14 protein-coding genes and 1 pseudogene are annotated in these 16,992 nt (G+C 69.5%); 6 read left to right on the top strand and 9 right to left on the bottom strand.

Annotated features, from left to right (window positions below):
• The first annotated feature begins 76 nt into the window (after nt 1-76).
• Nucleotides 77-2,422 carry a glycoside hydrolase family 95 protein gene (locus tag ACW17V_RS00935; RefSeq protein WP_492107035.1) on the top strand — a complete coding sequence of 782 codons (2,346 nt, stop codon included), beginning with the start codon at nt 77-79 and terminating at the stop codon, nt 2,420-2,422.
• A gap of 67 nt (nt 2,423-2,489) precedes the next feature.
• Nucleotides 2,490-2,684, top strand: a pseudogene (locus ACW17V_RS00930) (hypothetical protein).
• Between the two features lie 15 nt (nt 2,685-2,699).
• Here the strand turns inward: ACW17V_RS00930 and ACW17V_RS00925 are convergent.
• The 6 genes from ACW17V_RS00925 to pgi form a co-directional block, all read right to left on the bottom strand.
• Nucleotides 2,700-3,398 (bottom strand): HTTM domain-containing protein, encoded by a 699-nt coding sequence (locus ACW17V_RS00925; RefSeq protein ID WP_492107034.1) that lies wholly within the window; start codon nt 3,396-3,398, stop codon nt 2,700-2,702.
• Complete coding sequence (locus tag ACW17V_RS00920; RefSeq protein ID WP_492107033.1) at nt 3,395-3,826, bottom strand: hypothetical protein; 432 nt, start codon at nt 3,824-3,826, stop codon at nt 3,395-3,397. Before ACW17V_RS00920 ends, ACW17V_RS00925 begins: the two co-directional genes overlap by 4 nt.
• 453 nt (nt 3,827-4,279) lie before the next feature.
• Complete coding sequence (gene hisG, locus ACW17V_RS00915; protein WP_492107032.1) at nt 4,280-5,242, bottom strand: ATP phosphoribosyltransferase; 963 nt, start codon at nt 5,240-5,242, stop codon at nt 4,280-4,282.
• Complete coding sequence (locus ACW17V_RS00910) at nt 5,239-6,366, bottom strand: ATP phosphoribosyltransferase regulatory subunit (RefSeq protein ID WP_492107031.1); 1,128 nt, start codon at nt 6,364-6,366, stop codon at nt 5,239-5,241. The genes hisG and ACW17V_RS00910 overlap by 4 nt, the downstream gene beginning before the upstream one ends.
• A gap of 3 nt (nt 6,367-6,369) precedes the next feature.
• On the bottom strand, nt 6,370-7,857 hold the full coding sequence (hisS, locus tag ACW17V_RS00905) for a histidine--tRNA ligase (protein WP_492107030.1): 1,488 nt from the start codon (nt 7,855-7,857) through the stop codon (nt 6,370-6,372).
• A gap of 229 nt (nt 7,858-8,086) precedes the next feature.
• On the bottom strand, nt 8,087-9,706 hold the full coding sequence (gene pgi / locus ACW17V_RS00900) for a glucose-6-phosphate isomerase (protein ID WP_492107029.1): 1,620 nt from the start codon (nt 9,704-9,706) through the stop codon (nt 8,087-8,089).
• Nucleotides 9,707-9,815: 109 nt separating this feature from the next.
• Between pgi and ACW17V_RS00895 the strand changes: the two genes are divergently transcribed.
• Nucleotides 9,816-10,295, top strand: coding sequence for a hypothetical protein (locus tag ACW17V_RS00895; RefSeq protein ID WP_492107028.1), 480 nt, complete (start codon nt 9,816-9,818; stop codon nt 10,293-10,295).
• Between the two features lie 20 nt (nt 10,296-10,315).
• Here ACW17V_RS00895 and ACW17V_RS00890 read toward each other — a convergent pair whose 3' ends face one another.
• Nucleotides 10,316-10,927 carry a redoxin domain-containing protein gene (locus tag ACW17V_RS00890; RefSeq protein ID WP_492107027.1) on the bottom strand — a complete coding sequence of 204 codons (612 nt, stop codon included), beginning with the start codon at nt 10,925-10,927 and terminating at the stop codon, nt 10,316-10,318.
• A 69-nt stretch (nt 10,928-10,996) separates the two neighbouring features.
• The gene (locus tag ACW17V_RS00885; protein ID WP_492107026.1) at nt 10,997-13,150 is read right to left on the bottom strand and encodes a protein-disulfide reductase DsbD family protein; all 2,154 of its coding nucleotides are present in this window, start codon (nt 13,148-13,150) and stop codon (nt 10,997-10,999) included.
• A 111-nt stretch (nt 13,151-13,261) separates the two neighbouring features.
• Between ACW17V_RS00885 and ACW17V_RS00880 the strand changes: the two genes are divergently transcribed.
• The 3 genes from ACW17V_RS00880 to ACW17V_RS00870 all read left to right on the top strand — a co-directional run bounded on the left by ACW17V_RS00880 (nt 13,262) and on the right by ACW17V_RS00870 (nt 16,155).
• Nucleotides 13,262-13,654: a hotdog family protein gene (locus tag ACW17V_RS00880; RefSeq protein ID WP_492107025.1), complete on the top strand. Its 393-nt coding sequence runs from the start codon at nt 13,262-13,264 to the stop codon at nt 13,652-13,654.
• Between the two features lie 197 nt (nt 13,655-13,851).
• A complete protein-coding gene (locus ACW17V_RS00875) occupies nt 13,852-15,426 on the top strand; it encodes a sensor histidine kinase (protein WP_492108855.1) in 1,575 nt (524 codons plus the stop codon).
• Nucleotides 15,427-16,155: a response regulator transcription factor gene (locus ACW17V_RS00870; RefSeq protein ID WP_492107024.1), complete on the top strand. Its 729-nt coding sequence runs from the start codon at nt 15,427-15,429 to the stop codon at nt 16,153-16,155. It begins immediately after the preceding gene.
• Between the two features lie 103 nt (nt 16,156-16,258).
• On the opposite strand, the gene ACW17V_RS00865 is transcribed toward ACW17V_RS00870, so the two are convergent.
• Nucleotides 16,259-16,822 (bottom strand): metal-independent carbonic anhydrase family protein, encoded by a 564-nt coding sequence (locus ACW17V_RS00865; RefSeq protein WP_492107023.1) that lies wholly within the window; start codon nt 16,820-16,822, stop codon nt 16,259-16,261.
• Nucleotides 16,823-16,992: the final 170 nt, after the last annotated feature.

The raw sequence follows: 16,992 nt of genomic DNA, 5'->3' as shown, positions 1-16,992 counted from the left end.
TTGCCATGATAACGCTACCATGAATACAACGTCTGACTGAATTCGCCCGTTCGAGGCGGACGCGAGGGAGAACGCCTTGACCGACCTGACCCGTCGCGCGGCCCTGATGGCCGGTTCGGCCGCCCTGGCGCTGCCCCTTGCGGGCCAGACCGCGCCACTGGAAACCGCCAGCGACCTGCGGCTCTGGTATCGCCAGCCCGCCCGCGAATGGGTCGAGGCCCTGCCGGTGGGCTCGGGGCGGCTGGGAGCCATGGTGTTCGGCGGCGTGGCGGCCGAGCGCCTGCAACTGAATGAGAACACCCTGTGGGGCGGCGGGCCCTATGACCCGGTCAATCCCGAAGCCGCCGGCGCCCTGCCCGAAATCCGCCGGCTGATCGCGGCGAGCGCGTACGCCGAGGCGATGCAGCTGGCCAACGCCAAATTCATGGCCAGGCCCTTGCGGCAGATGTCCTACCAGACCCTGGGCGATCTGAAGCTGACCTTCCCCGGCCTGCCGGACGCCGCCGAGGGCTATGTCCGCGATCTGGATCTGGACGCCGCCACCGCGCGCACCCGCTTCTCGCATGCCGGCGTCGCCCATGTGCGCGAGGTGATCGCCAGCGCGCCCGACCAGGTGATCGCCGTGCGGCTGGGCGCCGACAAGCCCGGCGCGATCCATGTCGACCTGGCCTTTGACAGCCCCCTGAAGCCGAAGATCACCGTCGAGGGCGGCGACACCCTGGTGCTGAGCGGCGCCAATGGCGGTCAGCACGGCCTCGCCGCCGCGCTGAAGGTGGATTGCCGGGTCAGGGTGATCGCCACCGGCGGCAAGGTCGTCGCCGGCCCGACAGGCCTGTCGGTCATCGGCGCGGATCAGGTGCTGCTGCTGGTCGCGGCCGGCACCAGCTATCGCCGCTTCGACGACGTATCCGGCGATCCGGCCGCCGACAATCGCGGCCGCCTGAACAGGGCCGCGCGGAAGACCTGGCCCAGCCTGCTGGCCGCGCATCGCGCCGATCACCGCCGCCTGTTCCGCAAGGTGGCCGTCGATTTCGGAACCACCGGCGCGGCCCTGCGCCCCACCGACGAGCGCATCCGCCTGTCTCAGACCACCCACGATCCGGCCCTGGCGGCGCTGTACTACCAGTACGGCCGCTACCTGCTGATCGCCTGCTCGCGACCGGGAGGCCAGCCGGCCAATCTGCAGGGTCTGTGGAACGACAGCCTGAACCCGCCGTGGGGCAGCAAGTTCACGATCAACATCAATACCCAGATGAACTACTGGCCCGCCGAGCCCACGGGCCTGGCCGAATGTGTCAGCCCGCTGGTCGAGATGGTCCGGGATCTGTCGATCACCGGGGCCCGCACGGCCAGGGCGATGTACGGCGCGCGCGGCTGGATGGCGCACCACAACACCGACCTCTGGCGCGCCACCGCTCCAATCGACGGCGCCTTCTGGGGCGTCTGGCCCACGGGCGGCGCGTGGCTGTGCAAGCATCTTTGGGACCACTACGACTATGGTCGCGACAAGGCCTATCTGGCCGACGTCTATCCCCTGATGAAGGGCGCGGCGCTGTTCTTCCTTGACGCCCTGGTCGTCGATCCCAGCACCGGAAACCTTGTCACCAGCCCGTCGATCTCCCCGGAGAACGACCACGGCCACGGCTCGTCCCTGGCGGCCGGACCGACCATGGACCAGGCCATCATCCGCGACCTGCTGGGCTCGTGCGTCGCCGCCGCCAAGGTGCTGGGCCTCGACACCGAGCTCGCCGCCCAGTTCGCCGCCACCCGCGACAAGCTCGCGCCCTACCGGATCGGCAAGGATGGCCAGCTTCAGGAGTGGCAGGAAGACTGGGACGCCGACGCTCCCGATCCCCAGCATCGCCACGTCTCGCACCTGTATGGCCTGTTCCCGTCCGACCAGATCTCGCTGGACGGCTCGCCCGACCTGGCCGCCGCCGCCCGCAAGACCCTGGAGACGCGCGGCGACCTGTCGACCGGCTGGGCCATCGCCTGGCGCCTGAACCTGTGGGCGCGACTGGGCCAGGGCGACCACGCCCACGGCATCCTCAAGCTGCTGCTGGGTCCCGAGCGCACCTATCCCAACCTGTTCGACGCCCACCCGCCATTCCAGATCGACGGCAATTTCGGCGGGACCAGCGGCATGACCGAGATGATCCTGCAGAGCCGCAACGGCGCGGTGCACCTTCTGCCCGCCCTGCCGTCGGCCTGGCCCACCGGCAGGATGACCGGCCTGCGCGCGCGCGGCGCCCTGGGCGTGGATGTGTGGTGGCGGGATGGGGCTCTGGAGCGGGCGACGCTGACGGCGACCGAGGCCGGCCGGCACGTCGTCTTCATGGCCGGGCAGTCCGTGACTCTGGATATGAAACGCGGCGAGACGGTCGCACTGACCCTGCGGGGCGGCCAGTTGCGGCGGGACTAGCTACGGCGGCCGGGTCCGTCGGACTGAGCGTCCACAGCGGACGCCCCGCACGTCGGCTAAGGGTGGGATGCGGCGTTGCTCCCTCTCCCATAGGGAGAGGGTCGGGGTGAGGGGTTACGGTGGTTGACGGCGTGCCGGCACTCCGTCAACCACCGTAACCCCTCACCCTCCCACCGCTTCGCGGCGGGCCCCTCCCTCTCCCTTTGGAAGAGGGATTCAAAGTCCGCGATGGGTCGAAAGCAGAAACCGCCCTCCGCCCTGAAAGTGGCCCCCGCTCTCACACCACCCGCGCCTGCAGCCACAGGATCGCCGGATAGACCGACAGCCAAGTCCAGAAGAAGCGGTTGAGGCCAAACAGCCAGGCATTGGCCAGGTGGAAGGTCCCGGCGATCACCAGGCCGGCGATCAGGGTCTCGCGCGACAGCAGGGTCAGCGGAAAGGCCAGTTCGAACAGCATCACCGCCCAGGACATCACCAGCAGCAGGCGCGGTCGATCGGCCAGGCGGCGCAGGTCCTCGCTGACCGGATAGGCCGAGAACCGGAACACGTCGGCCAGGGCCCGGCCGTCGCGCCACTCGGGATTGACCACCTTGACCCAGCCGGAAATGAAGTAGGACAGCATCAGCTGCAGCCCCAGATAGCCGAAGACCAGCTCCTGCAGGGCCGGCGTCGGCATCAGCCGCGACAGGGTCAGGCACCACAGGGCCAGCAGGCCCATGCGGTCGCTGCCGCCATTATAGGGTCCCTGGAAGCGTTGCAGGATCAGCAGCGACAGAGCGGCCAGGCCCAGCAGCCCCACCAGATCGACCCCCGGCCAGGGCGAGACCGCGCCGAGGATCACCAGGCCGCAAAGCCCGATCCGCGCCAGGAACAGCGGCCGGTCGGCGCGCGGGCCGTTCAGGTGCTCCAGGCTCTGCTGGATCAGGGCCAGGGCCAGCAGGGCCTCGGTCAGGCGGGCGGCGTTCTCGAGCGTCATCGGGCCGCGATCGCCGCCAGCCGGCGCGGGGCCGACTGGAACAGCACCTCGCGCTGGATCGCATCATCCTCGCGGCTGACGAAGACCAGCCGGAAGCTCAGCCAGTCATCGGCAGGCGCGCTGCCCCGGAGATCGGCGGCCAGGCGCGTGAAGAGCTCGTCCTGGCTATGGTCGGTGGGCGCATTGATCAGCCGCTCGGCGCAGCTGACCAGAAACAGGGTCTCGTTCCAGCGCGGGTTCCAGATCAGCCGGGCCAGCAGGGTCCGAGCCGACACCGTCTGGGGCCGGGGGCGAAACTCGGTCCAGCCCTCTTGGGGGACAGCGGACGAGGCGGCCAGGGCGTATTCGATGCGCGGCGAGGGCGCGATCACGTCGAAGAAGTTCCAGGACGGGATCAGCGCCGGCAGCAGCAGGCCGAGGGGCTTCAACAGGGATCCCTCCTCCGCGGACGGGCGAATCGACAGGCGCACATTACGGCGCGGCGCGATCATCTCCGCCCCCGCGCCCCTTGCGCAATGGCGCGTGTCGTCGCGTGGAAACATCGCCGCCGACCTGCGCCAGCGTTTTTGACTCTTGCGTCAAATATGGAAGCCGAGGCCCAGATACACCAAACCCGCCGCGGGGGATAATCGCGACGGGCTGGCTATTTCTCGATCATTCGATCTAGGCGGGCGTTTCCTCCCCGAAACGCCGAAGGAAGGGAGCTCTCTGATGGGCTCTGTTCTTCCTTGCAAGCGTTAGAAACGTCATAAATGGGGCGGTGTCAACGCAACAAAGCCCATTTCTGTAACGGGTTGAGCGTTTTTTTGACGAGATAGACGTAGTTTGGACGCCCCAGTCAAACTTATCACTGATCTCTCAGGATATTTTTGACTACCTTGTCAAATATTACCCCCAAGGCGAGCGGTCAGCTGGTCCAGCACCCGCGATCGCGACTCGAACACATAGTCGGGACGCGACACGGTGACCGGCTCGACCCCGGCGGCGGCCAGGGCGGCGGCGGCGTCGAACAGATCGGCGGTGGCCAGCAGGGCGCCATTGGTCCGGCGCGAGCCGCCCTTGGCGACAAAGCCGGCGACGGCGGTCTGGGCCAGGTCGTCCTGCTCGGCGGGCCAGACCAGGGTGGCCAGCGTCCGCGCCCGGCCCTTGGCCTCGACTACCGCCAGCAGGCGTTGCAGGCTGCCCAGTTGCTCGGGCGACCAGTCGGCGATCAGCGAGGCTGTCAGCTGGGCCTGGCTTTTCAGGATCACGCCGTCGGTCAGGATCTTCAGGCCGTTGGCCGCCAGGGTCGCGCCGGTGGTGGTGATGTCGACGACCAGTTCCGCCGCGCCGGCGGCCGGGGCCCCCTCGGTGGCGCCGCTGCTCTCGACGATGCGGTAGTCGGCCACGCCGTGCCGAGCGAAGAAGGCCCGGGTCTGGGTGACATACTTGGTCGCCACGCGCAGGCGGCGGCCGGTGCGGGCCAGATGAGCGTGCCCGACCTCGTCGATATCGGCCATGGTGTCGACGTCCAGCCAGCTCTTGGGGGCGGTGACCACCAGATCGGCGCGGCCAAAGCCCAGGGCGCGCAGCAGCATCACCCGGCTGTCCATGTCGTCGCCGCGCTCGCGCAGCAGGTCCTCGCCCGTGACGCCCAGGTGCAGCTCGCCGGCGTCGAGGCCGGCGGCGATGTCGCCGGCCGACAGCAGCCGCACCGACACCCCGGGCAGGCCCGACAGTTCAGCGCTATAGCCGCGCGAGCCGCCGGTCATTTCCAGCTTGAAGCCGCATTCGGCCAGCCAGGCCTCGACCTGCTCTTTCAGGCGGCCCTTGGAGGGGATGGCGAAGATCATCTGGGCAGTCATTCGCCGCCTCCCGCATAGGCTCGGGCCGGGCGGACCATGCAGCCCACCGCGCCTGTCTTTCGTTCCGCGCCAAGACGCGCCGGCAGGCCGTCATAGCGACCGCCGGCCGCCACGGGCCGCTCGTCGCCGAGGGCGGCGCTGCGCACTTCGAAGAGGTAGCCGTCGTAATAGCCGAAGGCCCGGCCGAACGAGGCGGTCAGCACCATGCGGTCCTCGGGCACGCCGCGCGCGGCCATGCCGGCCAGACGCGACCGCCAGCCGTCCAGGGCCGCGTCCAGCGCCGCGCGCTGCGGGCCGGCCAGCGCCGAGATGGCGTCCAGCGCCGCGCCCGGACGGTCGCTGACCGCCAGGAAGGCGCGCACCACATCGGCCTGCTCGGGCGACAGACGGCCGGCCTTGGCGGCCTCGGCGCGTTCGACCAGGCGGTGGGCGATCTCGGCGGGGCGGCGACCGCCGACCGGCTCGATGCCGGCCAGGGACCACAGCTCCTGCAACACCGCCGAGGCTTCGCCCTCGGGCAGACCCGCCAGCAGGGCGGCGATGCGGCTCTGCTCGGCGCTGGCCTCGACACCGCCGTCCAGCTCGATCTTCAGCTGGCGCGGCCGGGTGAAGGCGCGCTTGAGGCGGGCGGCCAGGGGCGCGGCCAGGCCCAGCGTGTCGACGAAGGCGCCGAACAGCCCGACGTCGCCCAGCACCAGCGACAGGTCAGACCGCCCGCCGGCGGCCGACGAAGCCCAGGCCAGGGCGGCGATCTCGGCGTCGGCGGCGACGGGGTCGCCGGCCTCGAAGGCCTCGACGCCGATCTGCAGGAACTCCTCGGCCCGGTCGCTGCCGCGCGGCGCGACGCGGAAGGCCTTGCCGTCATAGAGATAGCGCCCCGACGCCGCCCCCGCCTCCAGGTGCGCGCGGGCGATGGCCACGGTGAAGTCGGGGCGCAGGCACGCCTCCTCCCCCCCGTCGCCGGACACCACGAACAATCGCGACCGCATGGCCTCGCCGGCCAGGTCCAGCAGCAGGCCCAGGGGCTGCAGCACCGGCGCGTCGGTCAGCACGGCCCCGGCCGCCAGCAGCGGGGCGCGGATGGCGCCCAGCGCCTCCGCGGGAATGGAACGCTCGAGCCTCATGCCTCAGCCCTCAATGATCTTGCGGACAGCCGCGACCAGCTCGCCGCGCGGGATGGTCTGCTGGCCGGGACGCTCGGCCTTCCAGGCGGCGTTGTCGGCCACGCCCGAGGCCAGCTCGCGGCCCAGATCCAGGTCCTTGATCGTCACCGTGCCGGCCGCGATCTCGTCGCCGCCCAGCATGATGGCGGCCGGCGCCATCCGGCGGTCGGCATATTTCATCTGCGGCCGCATGCCGGAGGTTCCCAGATAGACCTCGGCCGGAATGCCGGCGTTGCGCAGGTCGGCGGCGACCGAGAAATACTCGCCCATGTGGGCCTGGTCGAAATTGATGATCACCACCGGGCCTCGTGCGACCCCTCCGGGCTCGCGCCCCGCCGCCCGCAGGGCCGAGGCCAGGCGCGAGACGCCGAACGAGAAGCCGGTGGCCGGCACCGGCTGGCCGGTGAACCGCGCGATCAGATCGTCATAGCGCCCGCCGCCGCCGATCGAGCCGAACGAGACCTTGTTCCCCTTCTCATCGAGGGTGGACAGCAGCAGCTCGGCCTCGAACACCGCGCCGGTGTAGTATTCCAGCCCGCGCACGATCGATGGCTCGAACATCGCCTGGTCGTCGGCGACCCCCAGGCTCTTCAGGGCCGCGTCGATCAGGGCCAGCTCATTGAGGCCCTCATCGCCCTCGGCCGAACCGCCGATGACATTGGCGATCTTGCTCAGGGTCTCCGAGCGCCCGCCGGAGCCGGCCTGGACGAAGTCGAGCACCGCGTCGATGGCCTTGCCGACCAGGCCCGCGCCCTTGGTGAAGGCGCCGCTCTCGTCCAACCGGCCCTCGCCCAGCAGCAGGCGCACGCCCTCGACGCCCAGCCGGTCCAGCTTGTCGACGGCGCGCAGCACGGCCAGCTTCTGGCCGCCGGTCTCGACCCCGGCCGAGGTCAGAAGGCCGTTCAGCAGCTTGCGATTGTTGATCCGCAGCACGGCCGAGCCGCGCGGCAGGCCGGCGGCTTCCAGACCCGCCACGGCCATGGCGATGATCTCGGCGTCGGCCTCGGGCCGGGCCGAGCCCACCGTGTCGGCGTCGCACTGGATGAATTCGCGGAAGCGGCCGGGGCCGGGCTTCTCGTTGCGCCACACCGGGCCATAGGCATAGCGGCGGAACGGCTTGGGCAGGGTCTCCCAGTTCTGGGCCGCGAAGCGGGCCAGGGGCGCGGTCAGGTCGTAGCGCAGCGCCATCCATTGATCATCGTCGTCCTGCAGGGCGAACACGCCCTCATTGGGACGGTCGCTGTCGGGCAGGAACTTGCCCAGGGCGTCGGCATATTCGAAGGCCCCGGTGTCCAGCGCCTCGAAGCCGTGCCGCTCATAGACCTTCGACACCGCCTCCAGGATGGCGCGCTCGGCCCGCAGGTCGCGGGCGCGCTTGTCGGCGAAGCCGCGCGGGGCGCGGGCTTCGGGGCGGAAGGTCTGGGCAGCGTCGGTCTTGGTGTCGTCGGGCATCGTCGGTCCTTGGATACTCAAAGGCTTCGACGGATGGCGCTTGCAGCAAAGCCCCATCCGCTAGGCGGGGCTCAGGCAGGGGGCTTGCTTCTAGAGCGAGCGGACCCGGCCGATCCCGCGAGGCGAGGTCGGATGGTGGTGGCGGCCGTGATGGTGCGGCGTGCGGGTCATTGGGGGCGGGCTATAGCGCAGCGAAGAGGATGGGGGAAGGGGCTAGCCGCCCGGCGGCCTAGACCTTCAGCCGCGCGATCAGCGCCGCCGTCGACGGATCGTGGCTGCCGACCGCGCCGCTTTCCAGCTCCGGCAGGATCCGGCCGGCCATTACCTTGCCCAGCTCCACGCCCCACTGGTCAAAGCTGTTGATGCCCCAGATGACGCCCTCGACGAAGGTCTTGTGCTCATAGAGGGCGATCAGGGCGCCGAAGGTCTGGGGCGTCAGGCGCTCCAGCAGCAGCAGGGTGGACGGACGATTGCCGGCGAAGGTGCGCTGCGGGGCAAGCGTGGCGATCTCGCCTTCGGAGACGCCCTTGGCGGTCAGTTCGGCGATCACGTCGTCCGTGGTGCGGCCCACCATGAAGGCCTCGGCCTGGGCCAGCAGGTTGGACAGCAGCTTTTCGTGCATGCCGGCCGGGCCCTCGTCGGATTTGGCCAGGCCGACCAGCTCCATCGGCGTGATGTCGGTTCCCTGGTGCATGCACTGGAAATAGGCGTGCTGGACGTTCGTGCCCTCGTCGCCGAACACCACCGTGGCCGTGCCGCGTTTGGCGGGCCGGCCGTCGGGGCCGACCGACTTGCCGTTGCTCTCCATCTCCAGCTGCTGCAGGAACGAGGCCAGCCGGCGCAGGCGGTGCGAGTACGGAACCACCGAGCGGGCGCGGCGGTCCAGGCCATTGCGGTTGAAGATCTGGGCCAGGGCCAGCAGCACCGGGGCGTTCTGGTGCAGCGGGGCTGAGGCGAAGTGGGCGTCCATGGCGGCGGCGCCGTCCAGGAAGCCCTGGAAGGCGTCCCAGCCGCAGGCCACGGCCACCGACAGGCTGACCGACGACCACAGCGAATAGCGGCCGCCGACCCAGTCCCAGAAGCCGAACACGCGCTCATCGCTGATGCCGAAGGCGGCGGTCTTTTCCAGGGCGGTCGAGATGGCGGCCAGGTGCTGGCCGGCGCCCGCCTCGCCCAGGGCCTGCGCCAGCCAGGCCCGCGCGGCGGTGGCGTTGGACAGGGTCTCCTGGGTGGTGAAGGTCTTGGAGACGATGATCACCAGGGTCTCGGCGGGATCGAGATCGGCCGTGGTCAGCAGGAACTCGGCCCCGTCGACATTGGCGATGAACCGCAGGTCGATCTCGGGTTTGACGGGGCGCAGGGCGTCCCACAGCAGGCGGGGGCCCAGGTCGCTGCCGCCGATGCCGATGTGCAGGATGGCCTTGAACGGCTTGCCGGTGGCGCCCTTGATCTGGCCCGAGCGCACGGCCTCGGCGAAGGCCTTCATCCGCTGGCGGACGGCTTCGACCTCGGCCATGACCGGAACGCCCTGGGCCTTGATGTCGGCGCCCGCCGGAGCCCGCAGGGCCGTGTGCAGCACGGCGCGGCCTTCGGAGCTGTTGATCGCTTCCCCGGCCAGCATCCGGGCCCGGGCGCCCTCGACGTCGGCGGCGTGGGCCAGGTCGAGCGCGGCTTCCAGACCGGCCTCGTCCCAGGCCTGTTTCGACAGGTCGATGTGCAGACCGGCGACGTCCAGCGTCAGGTTGGCCAGGCGGTCGGGCTCGGCCTCGAACATCTCGACGATGCGCTTTTCGCCGGCGGCCTTGGCGGCGGCTTCCAGGCGGGTCCAGGCGGCGTCGAGATCGGCCATGCGGGCGTTCCTTGCGGGTTTGGTAAATCGGCGTTTACCCGCGCGGGCTTACCAAACGGATACCGCCGCGTCATGCAGACCCATGACGTTTTTCGCGGGGAGAGTTCAGATGTCCTGCGACGCGATCGCCTTTTCCGCCATGCTTTGGCTGGCCTCGACCGGCCCGGCCGCGCCGCCGACCGCCGTTCCGGCCCTCAGCGCCCCGGCCTCGGTGGCCGGCGAGCCGCTGTTCGCCGACATCGTCCGCCGCGCCGGCGGGCTGAAGGCCCAGGCCGAAGCCTACCGCAAGGCGCTCGCCGCCGACCCCGCCGCCCCGGCCGCCGCCCTGCCCGGCGCCGAGGCCTTCGCGGCCAGGATCACCGAGCTTTCCGCCCTCGACATGAAGGGCCACCTGACGCTGAAGGAACGCGGCGCGGTCGACGACCTCAAGTGCATCCTGCGCGGCATCTCGGTCGACCTGCCCGAAAAGCTGGCCGCCATGACCGCCGCCAGGACCGTCAAGGACCAGGACCTGGCCCTGCGCGACATGGTCTATCTGCTCAACGACAATGTCGAGGTCATCACCGCCCCGCCGCAGCCGGCGGCCTAGGCGCGCCCTCAAGCGCCCCCCTAGGCGTCCTTGTACTTCACCGCGCAGCCATAGGGCTGGACATACGACACGGCCACCTTGCGGCCCGCCTTCACATCCGCCAAGGCCGCCGCGACCAGGTTCTTGGCCTTCCCCAGATCCTCGACCTTGTTGCTGGGGATGTCGTCGATGGCGCCCTCATAGACGACGGCCCCGGCCTTATCGATGACGAACATGTGCGGCGTGGTCTTGGCCTTGTAGGCCGTGGCGATCACGCCCTCCGCGTCGAGCAGCAGAGTGGTCGGCTTGGCGCCGCGAGCCTGCATCCAGGTCTTGGCGACCGCGCCGTCCGGGAAATGGCCCTGCTTGCCGGGCGCCGAGGAAGCGATGGTCAGCCAGACCACGCCCTCGGCCGTGGCGGCCGCCTGCAGGCCCTGCATGTTTCCCGAATAGTGCTTCTTCACATAGGGGCAGCCCTCGTTGACCCATTCCAGGACCACGGTCTTGCCCCTGAACTCGGCCAGCGAGCGGGTCTTGCCGTCGATGTCGACAGCGGTGAAGGCCGGGGCGGGCTTGGCGTGGGCGAGACCGGGCGCGGCGACCGCGATCAGCGGCAGGCCGGCGGCGACGAGACGGCGCGTGACATTGGACATATGCGAGCTCCAGAAAGACAGAGTTCCCCCTCGCCTTTGCAGCTTGTCACATCCCGGCGTTCTCCGAAACTAGGAAGCCGCCTTCTCGATGGCCTCGATCACCATGCCCTCGGTCAGCAGCTGCGGCAGGATCACCGGCGCGCCGCCCTTGGCCGGATAGACCAGATACAGCGGCACCCCCGCCCGGCCATGCTCGGCCAGGGCGGCGGCGATGGTGGCGTCGCGATTGGTCCAGTCGGCCTTGAGCAGCACGGCGTTCCTGTCCTTGAACACCTGGGCGACGCCGGCGCCGGACAGGGCCACCTTCTCGTTGACCTGGCAGGTCACGCACCAGGCGGCGGTGAAGTCGACCAGGATCGGCCGGCCCTCGGCCTGCAGCGCGGCGACACGCTCGGGCGACCAGGGCTCGGACGTCAGGCCGGGGCCGCTGGGCGTCGAGGCGGCGGTCGTGGCGGCCGCGGCGGGCCCCGGCGCCTGCACGGTCAGGGCCGTCAGGGCGATCGCACCCGCCAAGCTCAGCACCGCCAGCACCAGCGAGACCCGGCTGGGCTTGCCCACGGCGCGGCGCGTCTGGGCGTGGCCCCACAGCCAGGCCGCGAAGGCCAGCAGCACGGCGGCGGCGAACACCTCGCCCAGGGCGATCGACCCGGCCTGTTGGCTGAACACCCAGACCAGCCAGGCGGCGGTGCCATACATCGGGAAGGCCAGGCCCTTCTTCAGGGTGTCCATCCAGGCGCCGGGACGCGGCAGGCGGGCCAGCAGGGCCGGGGCGAAGGCCAGGATCACGAACGGCGCGGCGAAGCCGAGCGCCAGGGCCAGGAACACCGACAGCGAGATCAGCGGCGGTTGGACCAGGGCGAAACCCAGGGCGCCGGCCATGAACGGGGCGGTGCAGGGGGCGGCTACGACCACGGCCAGGGCGCCGGTGAAGAAGGCGCCGGTCACGCCGCCCCGCGCCGAGATGCTGCCGCCGACGCCCTGGACCGAGGTCCCGAACTCGAAGACGCCCGACATGTTCAGGGCCACCAGCAGCATGACCAGGGCCAGGCTGGCCACCACGACCGGCGACTGCAGCTGGAAGCCCCAGCCCACGGCCGCGCCGCCGGCCCGCACCGCGATCAAGAGGCCGGCCAGGGCCAGGAAGGTGGCGACCACCCCGACCAGGAAGGCCAGGCCCTGCAGGCGGGTCTTGCCCGGATCGTGGGCGTGGCCGGCCAGGCTGGCGGCCTTCATCGACAGCACCGGGAAGACGCACGGCATCAGGTTCAGGATCAGCCCGCCCAGAAAGGCGAAGACCAGGGCGGTGAGCAGGCCCTTGGCGTCCACCGGTCCTTTTGCGGTCGGCGGCGCGCCCAGGCCCGAGGCCGTGGCGGGGGGATCGCCCGCCGTCGCCGTCACCTCGAAGGCCTGACCCTTCAGGGCCAGCACGCCAGAGAGCTCGGTCGGCGCCGTGCCAGAGGTGAAGTCATAGCCGGGCGTCAGGCCCAGGGTCAGGCCCTCGGGACCGCGCTCGATGGTCTGGTCGGCGGCATGGTCGATGACCTTGCCGGAATAGGGGAAGAAATAGGCCCCGGTCATGTCGGCGCCCTTCAGCGGCGCGCCGGTCACGGCCAGCTTCAGAACGCCGCCCTCGAGCTTGAACACGGCCTTCAGGCCGGCGGACTTGGGGGCGTCGGCCAGGGTCTTGGCGACGGCGGCGCCCCATTTCGGATCCGGGCCCGGCGCGCCGGCCACGATGGGCAGGTCCAGGGTCAGGACCGCATCCTCGGGGATGCAAATCTCCTCGCAGACCAGGAAGGCGGCGGCGGCCTTCAGGGTGACCGTCGAGCCCGGGCGGGCGTCGACGGGCACGGTAATCGGCACGGGCAGCAGAACCTCGCCCTCATAGGCGTAGTCGAGCAGCGGCCCGACGCGGCTTTTCTCCGGGGTCGGCCAGACGATGTCGCCGGCGGTCCAGCCGGTCGGCAGGGTCCAGACGATCTTGGTGGCGTCGCCGGCGTCGCCCGGATTGCGCCAATAGGTGTGCCAGCCCGGCTGGATCTTCTGGCGCAGGGCCACATAGATCGTCGCGCCCGGCACGGCGGCGGCGTCCTGGGCCACAAGCTCGGCTTCGATGTGGCCGGTATTGACCGGACCGGCCACGGCCTGGCCGCCGCCCGAGGCGGCCAGAAGCCCGGCGAAGAGCACGGCCTGCACGGCCACGAGAAGTTTCCGGATCAACATCAAGCCTGCCCGAGCCAAAAAGCGTCAGCGACACATGGCCCGCCCACGCGCTCTCGACAAGGACCGACCGACCATGGACAGTCGATGACGATTCAAAGTGAGACTCCAGACATGCCCGCCGCGTTCGACGATATCGAGATTGGTCAGGTCGTGTCGCTGGGCACGCGCGCCGTGGAGGGCAAGGCGCTGGAGGCCTTCATCGCCGCCTTCGCCCCCGGCTGGCCGATCGAGAACGGCGCCCCCGACGTGATGGTCTTCGCCATCTGGTCGCGGCTGGACGCCGAGGCCGCCGCCGCCTGGCCCCAGACCAAGCGCCTGGGCGTCGACGCCCTGCGCTGGATGCGCAACCCGCCGGTCGGCGAACTGCTGCGCGGCCGCATGACGGTGATGGGCAAGGACCCGGTCGGCGAAGGCAAGGGCATGATCATCGCCCAGCACGACCTGCTGGATGAGGCCGGGCGGCTGGTGTTCTCGTGCCTGACCCGGAGCATTTTCGCGCGGTAGGTCGGGCTCGGGGCCGCAATGGCGACTTCAGGGGTGCTCTGAAAGCCTGGGCTGGTGGTGTGGTTGCAAGCCCGCCCATATTGCGGGTCAAGCTTGGCGATGCTCCAGCGTCGCTCTATCTCTACCAATCCCCTTGGTATGCGGAGACCCGCGTGAAGGCGCTTTTCTCTACCCGTCTCACCGTGGCCTTCGCGCTTATGGCGTCTCTGGCGCTTGCGCAGGGCGGCCTGGCCGCCTGGATCGCGACGCGCGCGGAGCATCAGGTCGTCCGCGGCCGCGTGGCGGGCGATCTTCAAAGTGGCTTCTGGGAGCTTTCGGCGACCAAGCAGCGGCTCAGGGCCTGGTCGCTCCGCGCCCTGATCGGAGCCCCATACGCGCCAGGTGACGGGGAGATGCTGCGACTGCGCATGGCGAACACCATCGTACGATTGCAGGAACTCAGCGCGCGAGCCGAGGAGATGGATCGCGCCATGGGGATCCAATCCGATGACAGCGCCCGGCGCGACGATGCCCTGAAACTCTTGTCTCAGAGCGTCGTCGCGCTGCGGGATCCAATCGCCGAGATCAATCGTCGAGGACCGAGCCAGGACGCGCTGGGGGCCTGGGGGGCCATCGAGTTGGTGTTCGACAAGGGCGCGGGGCGCGATCTGCGGGAGATGCTCAACGAGCGAATCCAGACCGAAGCCGTGACCCTGAAACGCACGCGCGAGAGCGCCGACGTCTATCTGGCGCGGGTCAAGGTGTTGTCCTGGTCAGCGGCGGGTATACTCGGCCTGACGGGCGTTGTTCTGGCGTTCTACTTCATCCGGGCGCTGAGACGGCCTCTGGCGGCCATGTCCGACGGTGCCAAGGCCTTCGAACAGGGGCGGCTGGATCATCGCATGCCCGAAGACGGCATCGGCGAATTCTCTCGCCTGGGCGCGAGCATCAACCATATGGCCGAGGAACTGTCGGCTCGCCGTAAGCAGGAAGCCGAACTGCGCGCAGACCTCGAGGTCCAGGTCGCTGCCCGCACCCAGGAGCTGGAGGCGGCGTTGGCCGAGCTCCGCCAGGTGGAGGCGCGGCGACGCCAACTGCTTGGCGACATCAGTCACGAGCTGCGCACGCCCATGACCGCCATCCGCGGCGAGGCCGACGTGGCCCTGCGCGGCAGCAAGTCGATCGACGACTATCGCGAAGCGCTTCAGCGCATCACCCAGGCCTCCGGCCAGATGGGCGCGCTGATTGAAGACCTTCTGATGATGGCGCGCAGCGACGCTGAACTGCTGCAACTGAACCTCACCGAGGTAGATCCCCGCCAAGCCCTTGAAGAGGCTATCGCCACGCTTTCGCCGGTGGCCCGCGTCCGGGACCTGGAGCTGAGGGTCAGTATCGACGCCGCCCCCCTGCGGGTCGAGGCGGACGGACAGCGGTTGCAGCAGGTGATGGCCCTGCTGCTCGACAACGCCATCCGCTATTCGCACCCGGGCGGCGGCGTCGACATATCCGCCGGGGTCGATCCAGCGAACCCGGACGTCTGGCGTCTGGAGATCAAGGACCAAGGGATCGGCATCGCCGAGGCGGACATGATGCGTGTCTTCGATCGCGGCTTCCGGTCCTCGGCGGCGCGCGCCCACCGCGCTGACGGCACCGGCCTGGGCCTGCCCATCGCCAAGACGCTCACCGAAAGGCAGGGCGGCACCCTCAAGCTCGAGAGCCACGACGGCGAGGGCGTCAAGGCGACGCTGACCCTGCCCCGAACGATAGCTGACGACGCGGACGGAGACGCCTAGATGCACATCCTCGTGGTGGAGGACGACACGCGCGTCGCCGATTTTCTGGAGCGAGGGCTCAAGGCCGAGGGCTACAAGGTCAGGGTGGTGCGCGACGGGATCAGCGGGCTGGAGGCTGGCCGCGAATTGGATGGAATGCTCAAGGAGCTGGACCAGAGCGGTGTCATCCTGCTGGACCTGATGCTCCCCAAGATGACCGGCATGGAAGTCTGCCAGACCTTGCGCGCCTCCGGGACAATGACGCCGATCCTGATGCTGACGGCACTGGGGGCGGTGGAGGATCGCGTGACGGGCCTACGGATGGGAGCGGACGACTATCTGGTCAAGCCGTTCTCCTTCGAGGAGCTGTTGGCCCGGATCGAGGCTCTGCTGCGCCGTCCTCGCGACCAGCGGGCGCCGACGAATCGGAAACTGAAGGCCGGCGGCGTCGAACTGGACCGATCCACGATGCGCGTGACGCGGGACGGCGAGGAGATCCTCCTGACCGCGCGCGAACTGGCTTTGCTGGAGCTGTTCCTGTCTTCGTCCGGCCGTGTCCTGAGCCGCGAGCGCATCCTGTCGAATGTCTGGGGGGTCGATGAGGATCCCTTGACCAACGTGGTCGATGTCTATGTGCGGCGACTGCGCGCCAAGGTGGACCCGCTGGGCGCGACCTCGTTCATCACGACGGTGCGAGGCCTCGGCTATCGCCTGGAGCCCGATCCGGAGAAGACCGCGCAGAGCGCTTGAGCGCCCTCACCGATATGCCCACAAAAGAACGCCCGCTCGGGCTGGAGAACCCGGCGGGCGTAAGTTCAAGGGGTTGGAAAAAGAAGTTTGGCGCCGTTTTCCGCTACTTGGCGCTGTAGGGCAGCGACGAGTGGTGGGCGACGATGCGGATCGCGCCGTCGTCGGTCTTCTTGAAGGTCCAGGTCTTGTCGACCACCGTCACCTTGCCATCCTTGTCCGTCATGGTGACGTTGCCAACGGTGCTGGCGGTGTCGCCATGGATCTGAACGGCGGCGTTCTTGATCTCGACCGAGCGCCAGCCCTTGAGGGCGAAACCCGTGTCGTTCGGGTACTTGGAGTCGCCACCGACGAAGTAGGCCAGAGCGCCGTCCTTGGTGGTGCGGAAGGTCTGCGGCGCGGTCGTCAGGGTCGGCTTGAAGAGCACCGGACCCAGGTTGTAGCCATAGGCCTTGTCGAGCACGACGTTGGCCAAGGCCTTGGCCTTGGCGTGGCCGTTGGTCTCATACTCGCGCGCGATCGAGACCAGCGCGTCGCCCCAGGCCTTCTGGGCCGACAGGACGTCGGCCTCGGTCAGCGCGCCGGAATAGGTCGTGCTGGCCCAAGCGGCCGGAGCGGTCGCCACGGCGGCGAACAGAGCGCCAGCGGCGATGATGGAGCGGCGGTTCATCTTTAGTCTCCTGATCTGTTTGGCGTCGAGCGCCGTGTCGTCAGGTCTAAGGGGCGCGAGTGAACCTGAACTGTCGCCAGGATGAACGGCGGATTACAGAGGCCCTCCGATCGCGGCCAAGAGCAGGCATGAAAAAAGCCGCATCCCGAAGGACGCGGCTTTCCATCAGC

Source organism: Caulobacter sp. FV2ye17ST (assembly GCF_058680955.1).
Note: the sequence above shows the minus strand (reverse complement) of the source record. Positions and strands in the feature narration are given on the sequence as shown.